General features: G+C 68.0%; 15 protein-coding genes. 5 read left to right on the forward strand and 10 right to left on the reverse strand.

Going from position 1 to position 23,980, the window contains the following annotated elements:
* Positions 1-117: 117 nt before the first annotated feature.
* Positions 118-834: a GntR family transcriptional regulator gene (locus tag ACZ7L9_RS13660; protein WP_471415114.1), complete on the reverse strand. Its 717-nt coding sequence runs from the start codon at positions 832-834 to the stop codon at positions 118-120.
* An 865-nt stretch (positions 835-1,699) separates the two neighbouring features.
* On the opposite strand from ACZ7L9_RS13660, the gene ACZ7L9_RS13665 reads away from it, so the two are divergent.
* On the forward strand, positions 1,700-4,552 hold the full coding sequence (locus tag ACZ7L9_RS13665; protein ID WP_471415116.1) for a glycosyl hydrolase family 95 catalytic domain-containing protein: 2,853 nt from the start codon (positions 1,700-1,702) through the stop codon (positions 4,550-4,552).
* Between the two features lie 358 nt (positions 4,553-4,910).
* Here the strand turns inward: ACZ7L9_RS13665 and ACZ7L9_RS13670 are convergent, their stop codons facing one another.
* Entirely contained in the window at positions 4,911-5,051 is a 141-nt protein-coding gene (locus tag ACZ7L9_RS13670; RefSeq protein ID WP_471415118.1) for a hypothetical protein, read from the reverse strand.
* Positions 5,052-5,389: 338 nt separating this feature from the next.
* On the opposite strand from ACZ7L9_RS13670, the gene ACZ7L9_RS13675 reads away from it, so the two are divergent.
* The gene (locus ACZ7L9_RS13675) at positions 5,390-6,796 is read left to right on the forward strand and encodes an alpha-L-fucosidase (RefSeq protein WP_471415120.1); all 1,407 of its coding nucleotides are present in this window, start codon (positions 5,390-5,392) and stop codon (positions 6,794-6,796) included.
* Positions 6,797-7,127: 331 nt separating this feature from the next.
* Positions 7,128-9,071: an alpha-L-fucosidase gene (locus tag ACZ7L9_RS13680; RefSeq protein ID WP_471415122.1), complete on the forward strand. Its 1,944-nt coding sequence runs from the start codon at positions 7,128-7,130 to the stop codon at positions 9,069-9,071.
* Between the two features lie 295 nt (positions 9,072-9,366).
* Here ACZ7L9_RS13680 and ACZ7L9_RS13685 read toward each other — a convergent pair whose 3' ends face one another.
* The 7 genes from ACZ7L9_RS13685 to ACZ7L9_RS13715 form a co-directional block, all read right to left on the reverse strand.
* Positions 9,367-10,320: a glycoside hydrolase family 16 protein gene (locus ACZ7L9_RS13685; protein WP_471415124.1), complete on the reverse strand. Its 954-nt coding sequence runs from the start codon at positions 10,318-10,320 to the stop codon at positions 9,367-9,369.
* A gap of 135 nt (positions 10,321-10,455) precedes the next feature.
* On the reverse strand, positions 10,456-11,493 hold the full coding sequence (locus tag ACZ7L9_RS13690; protein WP_471415125.1) for a formylglycine-generating enzyme family protein: 1,038 nt from the start codon (positions 11,491-11,493) through the stop codon (positions 10,456-10,458).
* 72 nt (positions 11,494-11,565) lie between these two features.
* Positions 11,566-12,576 (reverse strand): aliphatic sulfonate ABC transporter substrate-binding protein, encoded by a 1,011-nt coding sequence (locus tag ACZ7L9_RS13695; RefSeq protein WP_471415126.1) that lies wholly within the window; start codon positions 12,574-12,576, stop codon positions 11,566-11,568.
* A complete protein-coding gene (locus ACZ7L9_RS13700) occupies positions 12,573-13,355 on the reverse strand; it encodes an ABC transporter ATP-binding protein (RefSeq protein WP_471415127.1) in 783 nt (260 codons plus the stop codon). The genes ACZ7L9_RS13695 and ACZ7L9_RS13700 overlap by 4 nt, the downstream gene beginning before the upstream one ends.
* A gap of 4 nt (positions 13,356-13,359) precedes the next feature.
* Positions 13,360-14,187 (reverse strand): ABC transporter permease, encoded by an 828-nt coding sequence (locus ACZ7L9_RS13705; RefSeq protein ID WP_471415129.1) that lies wholly within the window; start codon positions 14,185-14,187, stop codon positions 13,360-13,362.
* Between the two features lie 59 nt (positions 14,188-14,246).
* Positions 14,247-15,734 carry a sulfatase-like hydrolase/transferase gene (locus ACZ7L9_RS13710; RefSeq protein ID WP_471415130.1) on the reverse strand — a complete coding sequence of 496 codons (1,488 nt, stop codon included), beginning with the start codon at positions 15,732-15,734 and terminating at the stop codon, positions 14,247-14,249.
* A 177-nt stretch (positions 15,735-15,911) separates the two neighbouring features.
* Positions 15,912-17,054, reverse strand: a complete 1,143-nt coding sequence (locus ACZ7L9_RS13715) for an ROK family transcriptional regulator (protein WP_471415132.1) — start codon at positions 17,052-17,054, stop codon at positions 15,912-15,914.
* Between the two features lie 496 nt (positions 17,055-17,550).
* Here ACZ7L9_RS13715 and ACZ7L9_RS13720 point away from each other — a divergent pair, with 496 nt between their 5' ends.
* Both ACZ7L9_RS13720 and ACZ7L9_RS13725 read left to right on the forward strand, forming a co-directional pair.
* On the forward strand, positions 17,551-19,758 hold the full coding sequence (locus ACZ7L9_RS13720) for a DUF4838 domain-containing protein (protein ID WP_471415134.1): 2,208 nt from the start codon (positions 17,551-17,553) through the stop codon (positions 19,756-19,758).
* A 293-nt stretch (positions 19,759-20,051) separates the two neighbouring features.
* Entirely contained in the window at positions 20,052-21,248 is a 1,197-nt protein-coding gene (locus ACZ7L9_RS13725) for a PucR family transcriptional regulator (protein WP_471415135.1), read from the forward strand.
* Between the two features lie 129 nt (positions 21,249-21,377).
* Here the strand turns inward: ACZ7L9_RS13725 and ACZ7L9_RS13730 are convergent, their stop codons facing one another.
* Positions 21,378-23,972, reverse strand: a complete 2,595-nt coding sequence (locus ACZ7L9_RS13730; RefSeq protein ID WP_471415206.1) for a Kelch repeat-containing protein — start codon at positions 23,970-23,972, stop codon at positions 21,378-21,380.
* Positions 23,973-23,980: the final 8 nt, after the last annotated feature.

A 23,980-nucleotide genomic window follows, 5' to 3' on the forward strand; every position in this document is an offset into this window, starting at 1 on the left:
CCGTGCGACTGGCGCGGATCCCTCGAGTGCTCCCGCACCGCCAAGCTTCTTCCCGCAGCTGTTCCCGGATCAGGGCAGGCAGGGCGATGTTTCGGCACGGTGACCCCTGTGCGTGAGTCAGGAACTCGACTCCTGGCTGAGCTGGCGCTCGAGGCTGTGTGTCAGATGCTCCGCCATGGCTTCCGCGGCGCGATCGGACTTTCTGCGCAGAATGGCGCGTACGACTCGTTCGTGTTCCGCCAGCGTCGGGTCCTCGGCCACCTTGACGTTGGTGAGCCGGAAGACGTGCAGATGCGAGTGGAGCCGCTCCACCGCGTCCGCGAGCAGCGGCCTATGCGATGCCTGGGCGATTGCGTCGTGGAACCGCTGGTCCAGAGCGGCGAAGTCACGGTAGTCCGCGTACCGACCGGTCGGCCCCGGATGGGCCCGCATCTCCTCCACGATCCGCTCGATGGCGTCGAGCTGTTCCTCGGTCGCGTTGGCCGCGGCCAGCGCTGCGGCCCTCGGTTCCAGCAGCAGACGCATCTCGAAGAGTTCCTCAAGCCCCTGGCGGGTCAGCAACTCGGTCGCGCGGTATCCCGAAAGAGATCGCTTCACCACCAGACCGTCGGCCTCGAGCCGGGCCAGGGCTTCGCGCACCGGGGTCGGCGACACGCCGAGGATACGCGAGAGGGCTTCGATGCCGACCCGGGCACCTGGTGCGATCTCGTGGTCCATGACCCTGGCCTTGATGTCCTCGTAGACGCTGTCCGAGAGCACCTGCCGGGCAGGAGGCGAGCCCTGATTTCCGCTCGGCTCCCCTGCGCTGCCTGCGGAACGGTCGGGCGGCGGCATCCGTTCTCCTGCTGCTCGGGGCTTGTCGGGACACTCGCAGTTTAGCGAGGTGACGACAGAGCCCGGGATTGTCTCGGACGTGAGACGGCCCCGAGTCCCGTCGGTCGGCGATACCCGAACACACCGAAAGCGTTGTCACCGCGCGCGGCGAGCGTGGACAGCAGGTTGTTCCGCTTCTGCTGGTCCCACTCGGCGGTCTCGTCGAAGGTCACGCCTCCGAGGCCGTACGTCTTCCGGGCGATTACCCCTGCTGTCTTCCACGGCTGGAAGTACGGGTGGGCGCCACCAGGCACGAGTGCCACCTTGGTACCGGATCCGTCGGCGAGCTCGGCTGTACGGGCGTCGGCCTTGACAGAGGCTCAGGTCCCGTCGCCGGTGGGATCGTCCGAGGTCTTCACGGTGCACGCAACGGAGCTCGAACAACGACGGCGAGGACGCCCGGCAGAACAGTTCTGATCCGAAGACGCATCTCATCCACGCCCTGATAATCAAATAGGAAATTGCTGAGGGTGATGGTTGACCAGCAAGGGAGCCCAGTCAAGACCCGTGGCGCGATTCATCTCCCGGTGAGCCTTGATGTCGATGGAGGGAAGATGGCGCCAGGAACCCATGAGCAACAAATCCTCAGGTTGAAGGCTCAGTCCCTGGGGTGGTCGCGACGCGTGACCGCGACTCGGCGTTGCCTGCAGGGGGCTTGCAAGTCAGGCACATCGCTCGCCTGAGTAGACGCAAGATTATATAGGAAATTCTGTCGAAGTCATTGACAGTACGTCCCCATGCCACTGCACTTCTGCCCAGACGCCACCTCAAGACCGTCGGACGCCCTCGCACCCGGTACCGCCTGCCCAGAAGGAGCCGCACGCCCATGTCCCCTCGTACACCTTTCCAGCCCCCTGCCGAAGACGCGGGCGGTATGTCGCGTCGCGGCGTACTGCGCACGGCGGCATCGCTGGGTGCGCTTTTCGCGCTGTCCTCGCTGCCGGAGTTCACCACGAACGCTGCCGCGGTGACGCGGCCGACAACTCTGTCGCTGGTGCCGGAGCGCGACGCGATGACGCTCTGGTACACCAAGCCGGGCGCGGAGAACCGGATCACCGAGGAGGGGCTGCCGATCGGGAACGGCCGACTGGGTGCCCTCGTCACCGGCGACCAGTCGCGTGATGTGATGGTCCTGGCGGATGCGACGTTGTGGACCGGCCATGCCAACGCCGCACTCCAGTCGGACGGGCAGTTCCCGTACGACACGGGAAAGTTCGGTACGTTCGGGATGCTGGCCAAGGCCTTTCTCGAGATTCCGGCACACACAGCCGGCGCCGTCCGCGACTACCGCCGCACGCTGGACTTGAGCAACGGCCTGGTGACCGCGTCCTACCGGCTCGGCGGTGCGACGTACCGGCGTGAGGTGTTCGCCAGCCATCCGGACGACGTGATCGTTGTGCGGCTGTCGCAGAGCGGCGGCGGCTCCTACGCCGGGTCCATGACACTGTCGGGGACCCGCGGCGAGACCGTGACGGTGGATGCGGGTGCCGCGGAGGCGTCGTTCTCGGCGGCGCTGCCGAACGACCTGAAGTACGCGACGGTCGTGAAGGCCGTCGGCAAGGGCGGCACCGTCTCGGCGGCCGGTACGGCGGTGACGTTCAGCAACTGCACCGAGGTGCTGTTGATCATCTCGGGTGGCACCAACTACAAGGCCGACGCGTCCCAGTCGTACAAGGACACCTCGCTCGTGCCCCTGGACACGGCACAGGCCAAGGCGTCGGCGTCGGCGGTCGCCGGTACGGCGTTGCTGGCCACGCATGTATCCGATTTCCGGCGCCTCCAACAGCACATGACGGTGAACCTGGGCACGTCGTCCGCCGCGCAGCGAGCGATGGACACGCCGGCTCGGCTTGCTGCCCGTGCGTCGGCCGGTTCCACACCGGACCCGGAGCTGGAGGCGACCTACCTGCAGTTCGGCCGCTATCTGACGATCTGCGGTTCCCGCAGCAGTCTTCCCACCAACCTTCAGGGCTTGTGGATCGACAGCAACACTCCGTCCTGGATGAGCGACTACCACAGCGACATCAACGTCCAGATGAACTACTGGCTGCCGGACCGGGCGGGCCTGCCCGAGTGCTTCGAGGCGTTCACCGACTACTGCGTTACTCAGCTGCCCGGCTGGCAGGCCACTACCAAGAACCTCTTCCAGGACTCCCGCAACCGGTTCCGCAACACCTCCGGCAAGGTGGCCGGCTGGACCGTGGCGATTTCCACGAACATCTGGGGCGGAAACGGCTGGTGGTGGCACCCGGCCGGCAACGCGTGGATATGCAACTCCCTCTACGAGCACTACGAGTACACCCAGGACACGGCCCACCTGGCCAAGATCTACCCCCTGCTCAAGGGCGCCTGTGAGTTCTGGGAGTCGCGATTGATCACCATGACCGTGTCCGACCCCGCGACCGGCGGCACGCGACAGGTCCTCGTCGACGACCACGACTGGTCTCCCGAGCACGGACCTGAGAACGCCCGGGGCATCACCTACACCCAGGAGCTGGTCTGGCAGCTGTTCCAGAACTACCGGTCCACCGCGGCTGCGCTGGGCAAGGACTCCACCTATGCCTCCACCGTCTCCGCGCTTCAGGACCGGCTGTACATGCCCGAGGTCAGCGCCACCAGCGGCTGGCTCGAGGAGTGGATGAGCGACGACAACCTCGGCGAGACCACCCATCGCCACCTTTCACCGCTCATCGGCCTCTTCCCCGGTGACCGCATCGCCGTCGAACACTCACCGACGGCCCTCGTCTCGGGCGCCACCAAGCTGCTCGAGGCACGCGGCATGGCCAGCTTCGGCTGGGGCAGTGCCTGGCGGGCCATGTGCTGGGCGAAGCTGAAGAATCCGGACAAGGCATACCAGCTCGTCCTCGACGTGCTGAAGCCGTCGGTGAACTTCAGTCACGGCAGCGCGATCAACATGTTCAACATGTACAGCTTCGGCAGCAGTTCGGTCTTCCAGATCGATGGCAACTACGGCACACCAGTGGCGATGATCCAGATGCTGGTGCAGTCCCGGCCCGGACGGGTGGAGCTGCTGCCGGCCCTGCCGCGGGCCTGGGCCGCCGCCGGGTCCGTCACGGGAATCGGGGTGCGCGGCGGCTTCACGCTCGACATGAAGTGGAAGGACGGCCAGGTCACCCATGCGACGCTGCGGGGGGCCGTGGGCAGGTCCACCGTGGTCGTCTTCGGCGACTGGAGCAGCCAGATCACGATACCCTCCGCCGGATCCGTGACGGTCGCGCCACCTGCCCAGCACACCGTCTTCCAACTGGTCAACCGCAAGACGGGCAAGGCAGTCGACGTCCCGGGTGCCTCCACCGCCAACGGCACCGGTCTGATCCAGTACACCCGGAACTCGGCCGTGAACCAGCAGTTCCGGTTCATCCCCGTCGGCGAGGGACTGTACGAGATCTACACCACCCATGCCAGCACACCCCTGGTCTGGTCCGTCTCGGGCGGCGCCACGGCCGCCGGCGCGAAGATCGTCCAATGGACGCCCGAACACGGCACCAGTCAGCAGTGGAAGATCACCGAAGCCGGCGACGGCTGTGTCACCGTCACCTGCTCCCGCAGCGGCCTGGTTCTCGGCGTCACCGGGGATTCCACGGCCGACGGCGCGACGGTCGAGCAGCAGGCGGCCAACGGGGGAAAGGGACAGCAGTGGCGCCGTATCGGCCGGTGACCCGCAAGGAACGGGGCTGATGACCACCGTTCCGACGTGCCCGGCGGGAAGAACGGAGCATCCTGACGGGAGAGCCGACTCCAGCGGCTGACCATGCGACCCCGTTGCACCACGGAGAAGCGGCGTGAAACCACCGCTCGCATTCCGGAGGACGGCTCCGGGATGCGAGCGGTGGAGACGATGCCCTGGGAGTCCTTGCCCTTGGCGGCGAGCAGGTCCACCACCGCCTTCTGCGCCGTCTGGAGGCCCATGTCGAAGTCGGTGATGGTCTGCAGCAACGTGACCTCCCCTTGGCCTCCTCGCCAGCCTCGGCGACACCTTTGATGCGCAACGGTGTCGGAGTCCCCGTTGTTGCCGGTCAGATGAACCGGGGTGCCTTTGCCGCCAATTGACTCGATGTCGGCCTGAGCGCCTTGTATGCCACAAGTGCCACGTTGATGGAGGGGCAGAAGTCGGCCTTGTTGACCGCTCCGGCCGGGCATGAGCTGAGCTGCTTCATCGCCGAACCTCGCTGAAAATTCGATAGGATTTCTCGCGCAGATGCTGCGCTGGCACGATCCCCCGCGTCAAGGATCCGAGCGGCGCCAATAGTGAATGAACCGGCACCAGCAGCCCAGATTACGCACGCGAGAAGCGCTCCAAGCCGCCAATCCACCGTCAATCAATGTGCATTAGTGCATAGTTGTCCAGTTTCCAGAGGGTTCGGGCGCATGGGGTCACAGCTGTCCGCCCTGCTGCGCAGCGAGCTCGGACCACGTCGGAGCGAGGGCTGTCCCGCCCATTGACTTCCCCGCGACGACCTCAGAATCATATAGATATCCCTATCAGGAGGTAGGTATGACGCGTTCCTTCAAAACGTTTCTGGTCAGCGTTCTGGCTGCGGTGAGTTTGTTAACCGCAGCGGTCTTCAGTGCTGCTGCCACAACGCAGGACGATCCCCCTCCGGCCGGCAGCGAGCCGCGGAACCTCGCGTTCGGTGCCCCTGCGACGCAGAGCAGCACCGCGTACGGCGGGGCGGCCGAGCGGGCCACGGACGGCAACCACGACGGCAACTACGGAGGGAATTCGATTTCGCACACCGCGCTGGAGACACAGCCCTGGTGGCAGACCGATCTCGGTGAGACCCGGAAGCTCAACAGAGTGGTCGTGTGGAATCGCTCCGACTGCTGCACCGACCGGTTGTCGAACTTCTGGGTGCTGGTGTCCGACAAGCCCATCAAGGCCGGAAGGCTCGACGAGGCTCGCGCACAGGAGGGCGTGAGCTCCTGGAGAGTGGGCACGATGGACGGCCCGTCGGCCGACGTCACACTCAACCGTTCGGCCCGCTACATACGCGTACAGCTCGAGGGCACCAACTACCTTGCGCTTGCCGAGGTCCAGGCGTTCGGCAACCAGGTGATCAGGTTGTCCAAGCAGGCACAGGATTGGGTGCAGCGCAATAACTTCGGCATGTTCATGCACTTCAACATGTCGACGTATGACAACACACAGTGGGCGGACCCCAACGCCTCGCCTGCCAAGTTCAACCCCACCGACCTCGACCCCGATCAGTGGGCGAAGTCCATGAAGTCGGCCGGCATGAAGTTCGGCGTGCTCACCGCCAAGCATCACGACGGGTTCAGCCTGTGGGACACGGCCTACTCCGATCACGACATCGCGGGCAGCCCGTACCGGGGCGGCAAGGGTGACATCGTCCGCGAGTACGTCGACGCCATGCACGCCAACGGCCTGAAGGTGGGCCTGTACTTCTCCATCTGGGACCGGCACAACGGCAACAGCAGAGAGCTGATCGAGAACCAGTTGCGTGAGCTGCTCACCAAGTACGGTCAGATCGACTATCTGTGGTTCGACGGCTGGGGCTGGCACGTTCCGTACTCCGAGATTCCCTACCAGCCTGTACGCAACGTGATCCATGAGGTCTCGCCGCACACCGTCGTGGCCAACAACGACCACCTGGGCACACTGCAGACGACGGACGTCATCGTCTACGAGGTTCCCGTCCAAGGCATGCCTCCGGCCACCAATGCGCGTCCCACCGACAGCAGCGACACTCTGGACACGAACCGCACCTGGTTCCACACCACATCCACAGGGCAACCGCGTTCGGCCCAGGAGATCGTCGACAACCTGCACAAGGCCAATGCCGGCAACTCCCTCTTCCTGCTGAACGTAGGTCCTGACCTCAGCGGTCGGATACCCCAGAACTACGTCGACCGTCTGAAGGAGATCGGCAGTCTGCAGTAGCCGATGCCGCCGGGGAATCCCTCTGTGGTCGATGTCCGGGAGAGTCACCGGCCATGGGCTCGGAATCCGCAACTCCAGGCCCACGGCGCATTGTTTCAGGCACACGGCCGAGGTATCGACCTGTCCGGACCCAGGTCGGCGGTGCCGCCCGCGACCGAGACGGCGTCCACGCCGCCCGCCGACGGGAACCCCGTCCCCGCCGGCGGGCGACCAACACCAGCCCGCACGGGCGCCGAGGCGACCTTTTGCGTATGAACGGCCGCAATGTGGCGCCCGGCACACGACAAGACATCCGATGTATCAGCTGCCCAAACTTGTTGAGGGGAACCCGATGACCCTGTCCCGCAGAACATTCACGGCGCTGGCCGCCGGGATGCTGCCCGCCCTCGCCCTCGGCATGCCGACTGCGGCGGCGGTCGATGCTGTCGCGCCCACGGCAGGCGGAGGCGGGGACGGAGGCATCACACCGGCCCCGATCCTGCCCGTCGACGCGGGCGACAGCGCCGAGCGGATCGTGGCCAAGGCGGCCGCTGTCGTCCCGCGCCCGGCCCAGGTCGCGTGGCAGCGCCTGGAGGTCACCGCCTTCACCCACTTCGGCATGAACACCTTCACCGACCGGGAGTGGGGCTCCGGGGCCGAGGACGAGACCGTCTTCGCCCCGGCCGAAGTGGACACCTCCCAGTGGATCAGCGCCTACCGCACGATGGGCGCCCGACTGGCCATGCTCACCGCCAAGCACCACGACGGCTTCGTGCTCTACCCGAGCCGGTACACCAACCACTCCGTCGTCGCCAGCCCCTGGTGGGTGCGGGACGGCCACGTCTCCCTGGAGCAGCAGGAGGAGTGCGCGGCGGCCCGCGCCGCCGCGCAGGCCGCTCGCAGCACCGACCCGGCCGCCTTCTGGAAGATCCGCAACGCGGGCGGCTGCGCCAACCCCCAAGGCGACCTGCTGCGGAGCTACCTGGACCGGACCCGCGCCGCCGGCCTGAAGACCGGCGTCTACCTCTCCCCCTCCGACGGCGCCGAGCTCCCCCACGCCTGGCACGCCGCCTTCGTGGAGCAGCTGCGGGCCCGCCAGGACGCGGGGCAGTACCTCGGCATCATGGAGCAGGCCACCCTCGCCGACGGCGGCCACTCCCCCTCCGGCCAGGGCCGGTACGGCAACGGCAGCCCCCGGCGCGCCGTCACCGTGCCTACCCTCGTCGAGGGCGACGACCGCGCTGCCGCGGTGGCCGCTGGCACCCTGCCGACCTTCACCTTCTCGGTGGACGACTACAACGCCTATTACCTCAACCAGCTGTACGAGCTGTTCACCGAGTACGGCCCGATTGACGAGCTGTGGCTGGACGGCGCCAACCCCTGGGCCTCCTCCGGCATCAGCCAGCCCTACGACTTCACCGCCTGGTTCACCCTGATCAGGACGCTCTCCCCGGACACCGTGGTCTTCGGCGGCCCGCAGGGAGTGCGCTGGGTCGGCAACGAGAACGGCGTCGCCCGCACCGAGGAGTGGAGCGTCACGCCCGAGAAGCTGGACCCGGACACCGCCCACGGCGGAGCAGCCTTGCTCGGCGGCTCCAACGCCGCCGACATCGGCTCGCGGGCGGCGCTGGCCTCGCCGGGCGTGCGGTTCCTGCAGTGGTACCCCGCGGAGTGCGATGTCTCGCTGCGGCCGGGCTGGTTCTACCACGCGTCGCAGCAGCCCAAGTCCGCAGCCGCGTTGGTGTCGCTGTACGAGAGGTCGGTCGGCCGCAACGCCGTGCTGCTGCTCAACGTCCCGCCGGCGCGCAGCGGGCGGGTCGAGGACGGCGACGTGTCCGTGCTGCGCTCCTTCGGCGACGCGGTGCGCACCACGTACGGCACCAACCTGCTGGTCGGCGGCCGCGTCACCGAGGGCGCCGACAGCCGTGGGCGGGCCCCCAAGGGCGACCGTTTGGTCCTCGCGCTGACCAGCCCCGCGCTCACCACCGCATGGCGCCCGGCGGACGGCGGCACCACCGGTGCGCTCACCGTCGACCTCGCCGGCCCGCGCACTCTGGACCGGATCCGCCTCGGCGAGAACATCCGGCACGGCCAGCTCGTCGAGGGGTTCGCGGTGGACCTGTGGACCGGCTCCGGCTGGCAGGAAGCGGGCTCCGGCACCACCATCGGGTACAGCCGCCTCCTGGCCCTGCCCGCCCCGGTGACCGCCACCCGTGTCCGGGTGCGGATCACCGCGGCGCGGGCCGTGCCTGCCCTGGCCTCGCTCGGCCTCCACCTGGCGGTGGCGCCCCGCTGAGCCTCCGGCGTGCACGACGCACTGCGGCCGGTGCCCCGGGCGGGACACCGGCCGCGATGCCGTTTCGATGAGCATCCAGGCCGATGAACGCCCGTTCGCTGGGGCTGGAGTGCGTCTTCTCCCGCCATGCGGAGGCGGACCTGAGCGCGGACCTGAGCGTAAACACTCTTGGTGCCGCAGCACCGGCGTCGGCTGCCAGGACGCACGTCACGAACGGTCCTGAGCAGCCACGCTCGGCGCACGGAAAGAGCTCCCGGAGATGGTCGCCGCTCGCCGGCCTTCGACTCCTGGGAGATCAGGGGGACGTCACGTTGTCCGTGTAGTCCACGTTCGCCTTGCGGTAGGCGACGATCTGCGCGTGCACCTGCTGAGGGGTCAGGATCGTGTCCTTCGCGAAGTACGCGTAGTCGATCTGCTCACGGTAGGTACGGGGTGTGCTGGTACCCAGGAGGCCGCCAGGGATGAACCACTGGTTGAAGTCGATCGCCATCGGGGTGCGCGGGTAGTACTTCCCGCTGTGGTCGGCGAACAGCGCGCCGTCGATGTAGTACTTCACGTGCCCGTCGCCGACCTGGATCACCAGGTCGTGCCAGCCCTCGTAGCTCTGGGCGAGCTCGGTGTGGGTGTTGACGGCGACCCAGGGCGACAGCTGGTAGGTGTGCCAGGAGGTCGTGTACATCGTGCTCCCCGGAGAGCCCCAGCCGCCGTTGGGCAAGTACTCGTAGTCCAGTTCGCTGTACTTCGGGTCCATGGGACGGGCGAGTGGAGAGAGGGTGAAGAAGGCCTGCACCACCTTGTCGCCGTCCGGGCCATCCTTGATGGGCGCGTCACTGAAGCGGACCCGTGCGGCGTAAGTGCCGGAGAAGAACTTCTGCTGCTGGCTCAGCTGCGCCTGGGTGGTGCCGGCCGGGGTGCCGTTGGTGCTGGAACTGAGCTGGAGCAGGTGGCGGCTGCCGTTGGTCGGGAAGGTCACCCCGCTCGCCGACCATGTCGCGCCCGGGTCGCCGGGGCGGGCATGGCCGGTCTTGATGCTCCAGCCACGCTCGGCCAGGCGGGGATCGGTCGAGCCGGTGTAGGAGAAGTCGTCGAAGAAGGCCTGCTCCGGCGTGGGGCCCGCACTGATGCCGTGCTGCGTCTCAACGCTGTCCTCGGCCGCGGATGCGGGCAGCACGGTGAGAAGGCCGGTGACCAGACCGACGCCGGCGGCGAGGACGGATGCGATGCGTAGGCCGGCGGGGCGTTGCGACATGCTGGTTCCTCCTGTTGCGTTGGGGATGGTGCGGCAGGTGGTGCTACCGCGACTTGAGGTGTCGCGGGGTGGTGCGCCGGTGGTCGGGCGGCGGCGCCGAGAGGCGGAATCGGACAACTCAGGGAAGGAGACAGGTCAGCCGGAGTAGGCGCAGCGGAACCCGGTGTGGCCGGCGGAGCTGTCGGGAGCGTTGGAGGTGCGGGCGGCGACCCGGTAGCGGTTGCAGTAGGAGCGGTGGCACATGTGGGAGCCGCCGCGCATCACCCTGGTGCTGCCACTGGGTGGGCCGGTCGGGGCGATGCGGGTCTGGGGGGTATCGGCGGCATGCCAGTGGGGGCTGAACCAGTCGAGGCACCACTCCCATACATTGCCTGTCATGTTGTGGAGTCCGTAGCCGTTGGGGGGAAAGGCGTTGACGGGCGCGGTCGAGAGGTAGCCGTCCTCGGCGGTGTTGCGGTGGGGGAAGTCGCCCTGCCAGATGTTGCAGAGGTGGCGGCCTCGGGGGGTGAGCCCGTCGCCCCAGGGGAACCGTTTGTGCTCCAGCCCCCCGCGGGCGGCCCGCTCCCACTCGGCCTCGGTGGGCAGCCGCTTTCCGGCCCACTCGGCGTAGGCGGCGGCGTCGTGCCAGGAGACGTGTACCACCGGGTGGTCCTGGCGGTCGGCGATCGAGGAGCCGGGCCCCTCCGGGGCCAGCCAGCAGGCGCCGCGCACGGCGCGCCACCACGGCGCGCCGGGGACGCTGCCGTTGATGACGTGCTTGCCGGCGTCGGGATGGACGAAGCCGGCGAAGACGTACGACCACTCGTACCGCTCGGACTCCGTGACGTATCCGGTGGCCTTGACGAAGCGGGCGAACTCGGTGTTGGAGACGGCGGTGGCGTCGATGTGGAAGGGACGAAGCGTTACCTGCCGCACCGGGCCCTCGCCGTCGCCGGGGTTGGCATCGGGGTCGTTTCCGCCCATCCAGAAGGTGCCGCCGGGGATGGCGACCATGCCTCGCAGGATCTCCTCACGCTCCTTTACGGGAACGGAGGAGGGGAGCGTGTCCGTCGCGCGCGCCGCCGCGGCGATGGGGATCAAGGTGTCCGCCTTGGCGGGCCTGCGGTGCGGGCCGCAACACGCACCGCCGCCGGCCAACGGCAGGGGCGTGCCCGGCGAGATGGTGTCGGGCATCGCGGATTCCTTTCTCCGCCGCACGTCGCGGCGTTGGGTGGGCCGACGGGTCGGGGGCCGCCGGGAAGGTAACTACCGCGGACTGCCTGCCGCCTTGTAGAGGTCGCCCAGGTAGTAGTCCTTCGCGTCGGAGGGCGACTCGATCTTGCCCATGTTCGTGTAGACGTCGGTCAGGCCGTTGAACCAGCCGTCGACGGTGCCGTTGGCGGTCAGGTCGGTCAGTTGCTTGGAGGAGAGCAGCTTCACGTACTTGGTGGAGCCGGCGAGTTGGTCGGCGGGCAGCTTCAGGAAGTCAGCGGTGACCTTCTCGGATTCCTCCGGGTGGGCGGCGATCCAGTCGTCCGCCTGCCGCAGCACGGAGGTGACCTTGCGGACCAGCGTCGGGTTCTTGTCGGGCAGGTCGGGCTGGGTCACGAAGACGTTGGGGAAGGTCAGCTTGGGGTAGTAGTCCTCGGTGCGGCTGATCTCGGTCAGGTCGGGCACCCGCTTCTTGATGGTGTCGATGAGCGGGTACCAGATAGCCGCCGCGTCGACCTGGCCGGAAGAGAAGGCCGTGACGATGGTGCTCGGGTCCATGGTGACCCGAGTGACGTCGGACGGCTTCAGTCCGGCCTGGCCGAGCGCCAGGTTGAGGATCATGTCGCCTGAGGTGCCCTCGGCCACGGCGATCTTCTTGCCCTTGAGGTCGGCGGGCTTGGTGATGCCGGTGCCAGGGCGGGCGATGACACGGTCGGCCTGGCCGAGCATGTTGACTGCGACGATCTTGGCCTTGCCGGAGGCCGGGAGCCACAGGGCGCCGGGGCCGAGGTAGCCGAATTCGAGGTCGCCGGCGCCGAGCGCCTGGACCTGCAGCGGGCCGTTGGTGAACACCTTGAGGTCGGGACTCAGTCCTGCCTTCTGCCACAGGCCTTGCTTGGCAGCGACGGCGAGGGCGGCCGAGCCGCTGTAGTCCGCGATATAGCCGAAGGTGACCGAGGTGGTCCGGCCGGAGGACGAGGAGGACGTGGAGCTGCAGCCGGTTGCGGATGCGACGAGGACGACAGCGGTGGCGGCGGCCCACAGGCCGGCGGTCCTGCGCTTCATGAGAGGGTTCCTTCGAGCATGGTCGGCTGGTGGTAGACGGCGTTCCATACCTGCCGCCGCAGGCTGGCGAACTCGGCGGACAGGCGCATCTCCTCGGTGCGGGGATACGGCAGGTCGACGGGGATGATCCGGTGGATGCGTCCAGGGCGGGCGGCCATGACCACGACTCGGCCGGCGAGGTAGACCGCCTCGTCGACGTCGTGGGTGATGAACATGACCGTGCGACGGTCCCGGCTCCAGGTCTCCAGCAGCGAATCCTGCATGCGGACCCGGGTGAGGGCGTCCAGTGCGCCGAAAGGCTCATCCATGAGGAGGACCTTGGGATCCACGGCGTACGCCCGGGCGATGGCGCACCGCTGCTTCATGCCGCCGGACAGGGTCTTGGGCAGGGCGTCGGCGAAGTCGCCCAGGCCGACCATGTCGATCACCCGCCGGGCCGTGGCCCGCCGTTCGGCCCGGCCGACGCCGGCGACCTTCAGCCCGAACTCGACGTTCTCCGTGACGGTCATCCATGGGAAGAGCGCGTATTGCTGGAAGATGACGCCCCGCTCCGGGCCGGGTCCGCGTACCTCTTCGTCATCGACCGCTACCGAGCCGCCAGTGGCATCCAGCAGGCCGGCCGCGATGTTGAGCATGGTGCTCTTGCCGCAGCCCGAGGGACCGACGACGGTGACGAACTCGCCGTCCCCGATGGTGAGGCTCACGTTGTCCAGGGCGAGGAAGCCGCCACCCTTGGTGCCGAAGTCGCGGCAGACCTCGCGGAACTCGATGGAGGGCATGGTGCTATCTCCTTTCCTGCCATCCGGTCAGCCGGCGTTCGGCAAGGAGGAGCAGTCGGTCCATGACCAGACCGACGGCTCCTATGACGATCAGCTGGACGAACATCGTGGGCAGGTCGTAGTACAGCTGGGCCTGCTGCATCCGGAAGCCGAGCCCGCTCTGGGCGGCGATCAGTTCGGCGGCGACGACGGTGGCCCAGGCAGCGCCCAGACCGATCCGCATGCCGACCAGGATGAACGGGGTGGAGGCGGGAACCACCACGCCGAGGAACACCCGGCTGTCCTTGGCGCCGAGCACTCGGGCGGCGTTCACCAGTGTGGGGTCCACCGACACCACGCCCTGGAAGGTCGACACCACCGAGGAGAGAAAGGCGGCCAGGAAGATGACGAAGATCTTCGGAGTCTCGCCGATGCCCATGAGCACGATGGCCAGCGGGATGACCGCAAGGGGTGGGACCATCCGGAAGAACTGCAGCCAGGGCTCGATCAGTCGGCGGACGACCGGGTACCAGCCCATGGCGAAGCCGACTGGCACGGCCAGGGCCACGCCGATGACGTAGCCGGTGAGGACGCGCCTGAGACTGGCGCCGAGGTCGTCGAGGAGGATGCCGTCGCGGATCAGCTCCCAGCCGCGGCTCAGCACCGACAGCGGGCCGGGGAAGCCCTGGATGCCGCTGTGGGCGAGGACAATCCATATCAGCAGCCCGAGCGCCGCGGAGCACAGGGAGAGCAGGAAACCACGGAGGTTGAGGCCTTGGGACAGCCGTCTGGCCGGATTGCGTGCGCGGCCACCCGTGGACGGGGCGGTGTCGAGGGCCCCGCCGGTCGTCACGGGGGCGTTCTCCGAGGGGGCTGTACGCCGGGTTGGCCCGGCGGACGTGGCGTGCTGTTTCATGCCACCTCGTCCGCCACTCCGTCGACGTCCGGCGCGCGGCCGCCGCCGATGTCGGACATGTAGCTCATCCACGTATAGGCGGGGTCGCCCCGGCGCAGCAGTTCCTGGTACAGACGGGCCGTCAGTTCTCGCCGGACGGCGGCGTACGCGGGTGCTTCGTGGACGTTGTGCAGTTCGTGCGGGTCCACTTCGAGGTCGTAGAGCTCATTGACGCTGTCAGGGTTGTACACCAGCTTGTGGCGGCGGTCGCGGATCATCCGCTGCGAGTAGGGGAAGTGGTGGCCGTGGAACTCGGTGACCACCTCCTCGCGGGTGCCGTCGGCCGGCTCTCCGGCCAGTACCGGCAGCAGGCTCGCCCCGTCGCATGGTTCCATTGCGGGCAGACCGGCCAGTCCCAGGAGGGTGGGGTTGAGGTCGATAAGAGTGGCGAAGTCGTCGCGGACCTGCGGTGGACAGCCGGGGACGCGCACGATTCCCGGGATGCGGTAGATGTCCTCGTACATCGCGGGGCCCTTGTCGTTGAGCCGGTGGGAGCCGGTGAACTCACCGTGGTCGGCCGTGAAGACGACGGTGGTTTCCTCCCACAGGCCACGGGCCTTCAGCGCGTCCAGGAGGCGGCCGACCTGGTGGTCGATGAGGGTCACATAACCCCAGTAGACGGCGATCAGCTTGCGCCAGGCGTCGTCGTCGAAGTCGTCCGCCGACCAGTACGCGGAATAGTGGCGCTGCACATCGGGCTTACCGGCGAAGGTTTCGGCCATCGAGGCCGGCAGCGGCACCGATGCCGGGTCGTACATGTCGTAGTACTCGTCCGGAATGAGGTAGGGCAGGTGCGGACCGAACCAGTGGCAGGACAGCATGAACGGCTTGCCACCGGTGTGCCAGGCGTCGGCGTAGCGGTCCAGTTGCTCGAGGGTCCGGTCGGTGAGGTATGCCTCGACGGTGGCCTCGGGCGGCTGCTGGAGGCGGCCGGCGATCAGATGACCGCGGCCGGTGCCGTTCGTCGCCGAGCCGAACACCGCGTCCTTGACTTCGAAGCGGGGGTGGCCCTTGGCGTCCAGCCATGCCTCGTAGGAGGGATGACGGAAGGGGTTCAGCGCCCCGGGAAGGTGTTCGCCGTCCATGGCGTAGTACTCGGGACCGCGGGCGCGGCCGATGTGCCACTTGCCCACGTGGCCCATGTTGTAGCCGGCCGCCAGCAGCGGCTCGGAGAGCACCGGCGAGCCGTCCTCGACTTCGTCGCGTGCGCCGCCGTTGCGCTCCGGATTCACCAGCAGGCCGTGGCGGAAGGGGTGCTGCCCGGTGAAGAGCGAGGCGCGGGCGGGGGTGCAGATGGCGGTCGGGGTGTAGAAGCTGTCGAACCGGGTGCCCTCGGCTGCAAGGGAGTCGAGCGCGGGGGTGCTGATGGTGGTGTTGCCATAGCAGCCCAAGGTGTCGACCCGGTGCTGATCAGTCATCAGGAACAGGAGATTTCGGGGTGACACAGGCAGACGACCTTCCGATCGGACCCTGAGGGAGGAGCGGGTGGGGACAGCGTGAGGCCGGGCCACAGGAGGAGGTGGCGGCCAGCTGTCGACAGCGCTTTTTTTCCTGGATCGGATCATATTTATGGGAGGTCTGGCCCACAAGGGGGCTGCGGCCTGTAATCGCCGACCGCCCCCTCACACCCGCGTCGGCTCCTCCCGAAGCAGTAGCGCCACCGCCCCGAGAGCCGCCGCGTTGACTCCCAGATCCGCCTGCACGACATCCACCCGTCCCGCGGCACGCGGCAGGGCCAGCCGGTCGATCGCCTGGCGGATCGGGTCCAGGACCAGCGACCCCAGCTGAGCCAACTCCCCTCCCACCACGATCCGTGAGGGGTCCAGCTGCGCCGCAGTCCCGGCCAATACCCAGCCCAGCCGGTCGGCAGCGGCGGAGACCACCCGGATCGCCGTCGGGGAAAGGTTCCGCACCGCGGCGACCAGGGCGTCCAGGTCGGCAAGGACAAGCCCCCCTCGGGCGCACTGCTCCAGCAGCGCCGCGCCCCCGGCGACACCTTCGAGGCAGCCCCGGCCGCCGCAGTGACAGGGCTTCCCGCCCGGATCAACGCTCAGATGACCGATCTCACTGGCACGCCCGTGCGCCCCGGTCACGGCTCGACCGCCGACCACCAAACCGCTGCCGATTCCCGTGGACCAGCGCACATACACAAGATCCTCCACCGAGCGTCCCGCACCCCAGGTCGCTTCCGCCAGGGCCGCGGCGCGGGAGTTGTTGCCCAGCACCACCGGCACACCGAACTCCTCGGCGATGCGCGTCCGCAGTGCTTCGATCTCCTTGGGCTTCCACTCGACACCGACGATTCCGACGAGGCCCGCGCCGATCGCCGTCAGCGTCGACGGATCGACCGCCGCCTCACCGGCCGCCCGCCGCAGCAGCTCCGCCGCCGCCGGGGCCACTATGTCGGCGCGCACCGCAGAAGGCAGGTCGTGCATGCCGCTGGCCACCACCTCGTGGGAGGTGTTGACGATGACCAGGCGCATCCGGCTGCGGCCGATGTCGAACCCCGCATACAGGCCGGCGGAAGGATTGAGCAGGACCCGGGTCGCCGGCCGGCCGCGGCCGCGGCCGGCGGTGTCGTCGGCGCTCTGCTCGACCAGGACACCACTTTCGAGCAGTCCGGCGACGATGCTGAACAGCGTGGTCTTGGGCAGGCCGGTGCGCCGGCTCAGCTCGGCGCGGCTGAGCGCCCCCGATCGGCGCAGTTCGGCGAGAACCAGATCGTCGTAGGCCGCCCTGTTGCGGCGGGCAGGAGTAGCAGTCACCGCAGCATGATGCGCCCTTGTTCGTTATTTGGGCAAAGTCCGGAAGAAGTCGCCTCGATCGTGGCCGGGTCTCCCAGCTCAGCGAGTTGTGCTTCCGAGGCGGCGGACGGGATCAGGTGATCACACTCCGTCCGTGCCGACCAACACCCGGGCGGTGACCGCTGATACAGGGGTCACCATGCATCCGGAGGGGCAGGGCGACGGCCGGGCACAGCGACCGCGACCGGACGAAGCGGACCCGCTGCAACCGTCCGGAACGAGTTCTGACGTAGACCTCTTGCGGCCTTGCCTCGCCCTCAATACGATCCGCTCTCGGAATAACTTCTGATCCTGTTCCGGTCACCGCCTCGCCGCCCACTCCGCCGGACCCCCCACCGCCTGGCGCTCGTACGAGCCTCCGTTGCGGCCGGTGAACATCGCACGGCGCCTGCAGAAGGCGTCGGCCAGCGGTGTACGCCCACATCCATGACACCCGATGCACATGCCAGGAGGCGCCATGCACCACCTCAAGCGTCGATCGTTCCTTGCCGGCGTGGCCGGAGCCGTCGCCGCGACAACCATCGGGGCGCCGGCCCAGGCGGCGGAAGGCAGCGCGTCCGAACCCGCGTTCGCGGTCACCCACAATGGCCTCGGCAAGGCGACGGTGCTGTGGTGGGGCGGCGCCACCGCACAGTTCGCGGCCGCTGAACTCGCCGACTACGTACAGCGGATGAGCGGTACCCGCCTACAGATCCTGCACGCACAGCCCGAACAGCCGCAGACGGCCACCTCCGGAGTGCTCGTGCTGCCCGGAAGCCGACGCCAGGCGACCACCATCCCGCCGGTGTGGCTGGCCAAGGCCGACACGCAGCTGCACGATCAAGTGACGGACAGCTACCTGATCAGGGCCACCCCGCACGGCGTGCTGCTGAGCGGGGTGGGCGACCGCGGCGTGGTGTACGCGACGTACGCGCTGCTGGAGCAGCTCGGAGTCGGCTTCTTCGCGCCGCAGTTCAGCTACTACCAGGGTGCCGCCGAGACCGTACCGCAGACCGGCGACATCACGGTCCGCCCCCAGACCAGCCTGGCCACTCCACCCTGGCAGGTGCGGCGCAAGGCGATCGAGGAGGGCTGGAGCATCAGCCAGGCCGGCCTCACCGCGCTGATCGACTGGATGGGCAAGCAGCGGCTCAACATCCTGGTCTTTCCGTACGACTACTACGGGGCCGGAGTCAGCCGCTACGAGGACTTCGCCTCAGGGATGGCACCGGAACTCGCGAAGCGCGGCATCACCGTGGAAGTCGGCGGTCACGGGTACGACGCATTTCTCCGCCGGGCCGACTACCCGCAGTACTACACCCCCGGCGTCAACGTCTTCAACGTGCACGACGAGGCGGCAGTGACCCAGTACGTCGCCAACGTCGTCGCCTATCTGCGGGCCCACCCCGAGATCGCCGTCTTCGACTGCTGGCCGCCGGACGGGGCGTCGTGGCCGAAGGCGACCCTCACCAAGTTCGGCACCGCCACCAACGCCGAAGTCCACGTGGTGAACACCCTCGTTGCCGCTCTCGCCGACGCCGGACTCCACGTCCAGGTCGAACGCATCGCGTACGGCCCTGGCCTGGACACGCCCACGGCCGGGTACACGTTCGACCCGAACGTGCTCATCGACTTCGCCGCCTACGGACGTACGTACACCGTTCCGTTCGGCGATCCGTCCTCGTCCGTCAACGCCCACCATCTGGAGGTGCTGCGCCGCTGGCGCGCGGCCCACCCGGGCACGCTGGCGATCTACGACTACGCGCGCCGCTACCGTTGGCGCGGACTCGGCAATCCGATCGGTGTCCTCGCCCAGGACGCGGCGGTCTACCGCAGCGTCGGCGTCAACGGCATCGGCATGTACGCGGAACCGGCGAACTGGCTGCAGTTCGAGGCGATCCATCTGTTCGGCGCCCGCAGCGCATGGGATCCGACGCTGACCTACGACGACTTCACGAGCGGCTACCTGCCCGCGCGGTTCGGGCCCGCAGCGCAGGAGATGGCCGACTACCTGCTGCGCACCGCGGACGATCCGGACATCCTCAACACGCCGGGCCAAGGCGTGGCGTTGCGGACCAAGTACCAGGCCGCCGCGGCCGACGTCGCCGCGGCGCGTGCGAAGACCGCCGGGACCAGCGCCGCCGCGCTCGTCCTCGACCGGCTGGCCTGGGGCTGCGAACTCGCCCTGGCCGACATCGACATCACCCGGTACACCCAGGCGGGCGACCAGGTCGCCAAACAGCAGGCGATGGCCCGCTACCGCGAGCTGACCCAGCGGCACCGCTTCAACGGCATCCAGATCGAATCGCTCTACACCACCCCACGCTATGGCGAACAGGTCACCCGGGCGCAGATCGCCAAGCAGTACCGCTCCCCCGCGTGGGGTCACCTGCCGCAGATCCAGTTCACCGTGCGGCAGGGTGGTTCCGTCGATGTGACAATCACGGCCCAGGACGTCGACTTCCGGGGGCACGACGTGGAGTGGACACTCATCACGCCCCAGGGACTCACCGCCGAGCGCACCCAGGGCCGTCTGCGAGCCACGGGCCCGCTCGAGGCTTCGGAAACGGTCCGCCTCAGCGCCGGGACCGACGCCGCACCCGGGAACTACGCCGTCAGCGTCGCTTTTGCCACCGACGGCGAGGAGCTGACGTCGGCTCGGTGCACCATCAATGTGTCCCGGTAGAGAAGGTTCCAGCAGGCCGGGCGGCGCATCCGGCCGCAGCCGCGTCCACCACGAAGGCCGCCGGTGACGGCCCCGCCACCGGGTCGGTGGCGGGGCCGTCACCTTCTCGGCCGCCTCCGGTCTGCAGCCGGCGTGGACGAGCAGTCGTCCTCGACGACTCACCGGGCGGATGCGCGGCTTCGTGGCTTTGCCACGCCCGTGGCATCGAGCGCCACAGTGCTCGACGACCAGCGCGGACTGCACAACCCCGGAGGTTTTCAATGTACCCGGAGCTCCAGCACCTCGTTGACTCGTTGGCGACCAAGCTGTGCCGCTCGGTGACCCTCGAGGATCGCCGACAGCGGCTGGTGGTCTATAGCTGGCACACCGAGCTGTCCGACGCGGTGCGCCACGCTTCGATTCTGCAGCGTTGCGTACCTGCCGAGGTACTGGCATGGCTGCGACGGTTCGAGCTGGCCAAGGCGCGACGCCCGGTCCGTATTCCCCACAACGTCACGCTCGGCATGCTGCCGCGGGTATGCATACCGATCCGCCACCAGGACCTTCTCCTGGGGTATCTGTGGCTCATCGATGCCGACGAGTCGATGAGCTCGGAGCAGATCGCGCTGGCCGAAACCGCTGCCCAAGGCTTCGCTCTCGCGCTATACCGTGAGGTGCTGGCCGGTGAACTCGCCTCGAACCGGGAGACAGAAGCGATCAGGAACCTGCTGCTTTGTGGCAGCGACGTCCAGTCCTACGCGGTGCGCACCCTCATCGACGGCGGGCACTTCGAACCCTCCCTCGGCGTCGTCGTGCTGGTGGCCCGGCCGGTGCTCACCCCCGGCACCGAGCCGGATGACCAGGTGCGACTCGCCCTCGAACATGCGCTCGTCAACACCCGCCGCCGGCTGCCTGCAAGGCACGCCCTCCACCTTGCCTCCTACAGCGACGGGTTGCTTCTCTTCGGTACGGAGAGGGAGGCCGACGAGTTAACGGACCGCTATGTGTCCCACCTCGACCACGCCCTGCAGACCGCGTTGTCCGGACTCGAGCAGGTGTCGTCATCCGTGATCGGCGTCGGACAGCCACGGTCGGAGTTGGCGCAGGCACGCGGCTCCTATCTCGAAGCCGACCAAGCCGCTCGTATCGCTGCTTGCATGCCCGACGTCAGCCGGATTACCCAATGGTCCCAGCTCGGCATCTACCGGGTACTCGCGCAGCTGTTCAGTCAAGACCCCGGCGAGCTTGTGCTTCATCCCGGGCTCGAGCGGCTCTTCACCGATCCGGAGGCGCTGCCTCTGCTTCAGACGCTGGAGACCTACCTTGATCTCGCCGGGAACGTACTCGCGACATCCGAACGCCTGAATCTGCATCGTACGTCGTTGTACTACCGCATTCAGCGCTTTGAGCGCTTGGCAGGCGCCAACCTCAAGGACGGCAACGAACGTCTCTGCCTGCATCTCGGACTGAAACTCGCGCGGTTCACCGGCCGCTACCTGCCTGCCGGCTGAACCCTGCGGCCTCGGCATAGGCCTGAAGACGGCCGAGAAGGGTCGCGGCCCCGCCATCGGACCGATGGCGGGGCCGCGACCTGTCCGTGCGAGCCCGGGGCCGGGCCCGGCCCCGCACGGAGTGTCAGATCAGGTGCAGGTGTTCATGAGAGAGAAGTCGGCCGTGGCCGCCTTACCGCCCTTGATCTTGACCGATTGGGTCTGCGGCTCCCAGCCGTCCCTGGACGCCGTCACCGTGAGCGGGCTGTCGCTGACGTCCAGCCAGAGCACGTACTGACCGTTCTGGTCGGTCTTCAGCGTGTGGCTCGCCGTCTTCGAGGTGATCTGCACGGTCGCTCCGACCAGTGGCGCCGACTTGCCGGTGCAGCCGAGTCCGGTGACCGTCCCGGTGATCTTCCCCCAGGTCTTGGGCGGGTTCACCGTGAGCGCCACCGGCACCGACGCGATCTGGTACGGGGTCCGCGCCCTGATCGTGAGCAGCGCGCTGAACGTGCCCGGCTGGGTGATCTCGGCGACGTTCGCGTCGAAACTCACGTTGACGTCGACGCTCTCGCCCGGCTGGATCGTCACCTCGGTCTTGTCCACCGAGAGCCAGGGGACATCGGTCGCGCAATAGCCGGGCAGCAGCTCGGATTTCTTGGTCGAGTCCCACTGGCCCGGGCCGGTGATACCTCCGATCTTGTAGAGGCCGCAGGCGGAGCCGCCGCGGTAGACGGTGTTGTTGGAGTTGGGCAGCGGGGTCCAGGTGTCGGAACCCGGGTCGTAGGCGAAGCCCCGGTTGGTGATCGTGGTGGTGCCGTTGGTCACGCCGCCGGACAGGAGAAGCTTGCCGTCTCCCACCGAGTAGCCCATCGCCCACAGGTCGATCGGCAGGTCTGCGATGGGAGTCCATTTGGCGGTCTTCGGGTCGTAGCTGTAGGCGTGCTTGGTGGTGGCATTGCCCGCCACCCCGCCCGCGCAGTAAAGCTTGTTCGCGATGGTGCCGCAGCCGAGAAAGCCCCACGTTTCGGGGTAGGGCGTGGCCGAACTCCAGGAGTCCGACGCCGGGTCGTACACCTGCACGTCGTTCCTGTAGCAGCCGCCCGAGCAGCCGCCGACGATGTAGATTTTGCCGCCCAGCACGGTCACGGCGGCGCCGTAGTACGGTTTCGGCATGTCGGCACCCGCGGACCAGGTACGGCTCGCCGGGTCGTAGATCTCGGTCTTGGCTATCTTGTTGTACGCGTCCAAGCCGCCAAAGACGTAGATCTTCCCACCATAGGCGGCGGCCTCCGCCGCCTGACGGCCGACCTTCAGGTTCGGCAGAGCACTCCACGTCTGGGCGACCGGGTCGTAGACGTTTGCCTTGTTCCAGGCGGGAGTGTATCCGTCGCTTCCGCCGATCGAGTAGACCTTGCCGTCGAGGGTCACCACGGCGTTGTCCGAGATCGTCGTGGGGTAGTCGGCCACCGTCGTCCATGGTGCCTGGTACGGCGTCACCGAGGACTTGGCGGCCGCCGGCTGCGTGGTCTTGCCGGGCCGGAACGGCTCGGGGCTGAAGTGTCCCTTCACCTCCTGGAGCGGAGCACCCTGCTGCTTCGCGGCAGGCTGGTGGCTGCCCGGCCACTCACCGATATTGGCGGTCACCGGGGCGGTTCCGGTGTTCTTCAAGGTCAGGGTGGAGCTGCCCTGGCCCTTCCAGTCGACGGTCTTGCTGGGCTGGGCCGGGCTGACCTCGAGCCGTGGTGCGGGCAGGACGAACGTGCTCGCCGTTGCCTGGTGCGGGGCCACGTTGACGGTGATGTCCTGTGCGGCGTAGTTGCCCCCCGCCGTGGCGGTGAACTTGTGCTCCCCGGTGAGCGAGGAGAACATCCAGTAGAAGCCGTCGCCCAGGTTCGGGTCGTTCGGCGTCGGCAGCGCGATCGCCTTCTCCGCGGGCTTGTCGGCCGACGTCACCGTGGCGCCGTTGATCCCGGCCCCGGTGTTCTTGTCGGTCACCTGGCCGAGGACCAGGCCGCCCGGTGCCGGGTCGCACGTGCGGTCGCCGAGGAAGACGTCGTCGAGCTGCCAGAACCAGCCCAAGCCGGCGGTGAAGTGGAACCGTACCCGGACATTGGCCTTGCCGGCGGCCTGGGGCAGCTCCACCATCTCGGACCGCGGCCCCCGGGCGCTGTCGCTGGTGTGGTGCCAGACGTTGGTCCACGTCTGGCCGCCGTCGACGCTGAAATCGACGTCCCCGGTCTGGCCCGAGTAGCCGAAGTAGTCGGAGCGGAAGGACACGATCGGGTGGGTTCGCTGGCTGAAGTCCATAACTGGGCTGATCAGCGAGCTGTCCTGCCGCTGTCCGGGGCCGTATTTCGCGCTGTCGATGATGGCGAAGCCATCAGACCCGCCGGTCAGGTTGCCGCGCTTGCCGGGGTCGTTGAACACCCAGGTCTGGCCCTTGCCGACCTTGTCGTCGACGGTCCAGCCGGCCGGCGTGGTGGTGCCGTCGAACGACTCGGTGGTGCCGTCGTGGTGGAGCCCGTATCCGGCCGCACTGCAGGTCGTCCAGTCGACCGAGGCGTCGACGTCATGCGTCACATCCGCCGAACCCACCTGCACATCCCGCGAGTCCCGCTCGTAACCCGGATACAGCGGGTCGACCTGCAGGGTGTAGGTGTCGGAGACGGGCACACTCAGCGTGTACTTCCCCGTCTTGGGGTCGGTGTAGGCGACTGACGTCGGCTCGCCCTTGACCCGCACCGTCGCAT

It is taken from the genome of Streptomyces sp. NPDC111516, from assembly GCF_055635345.1.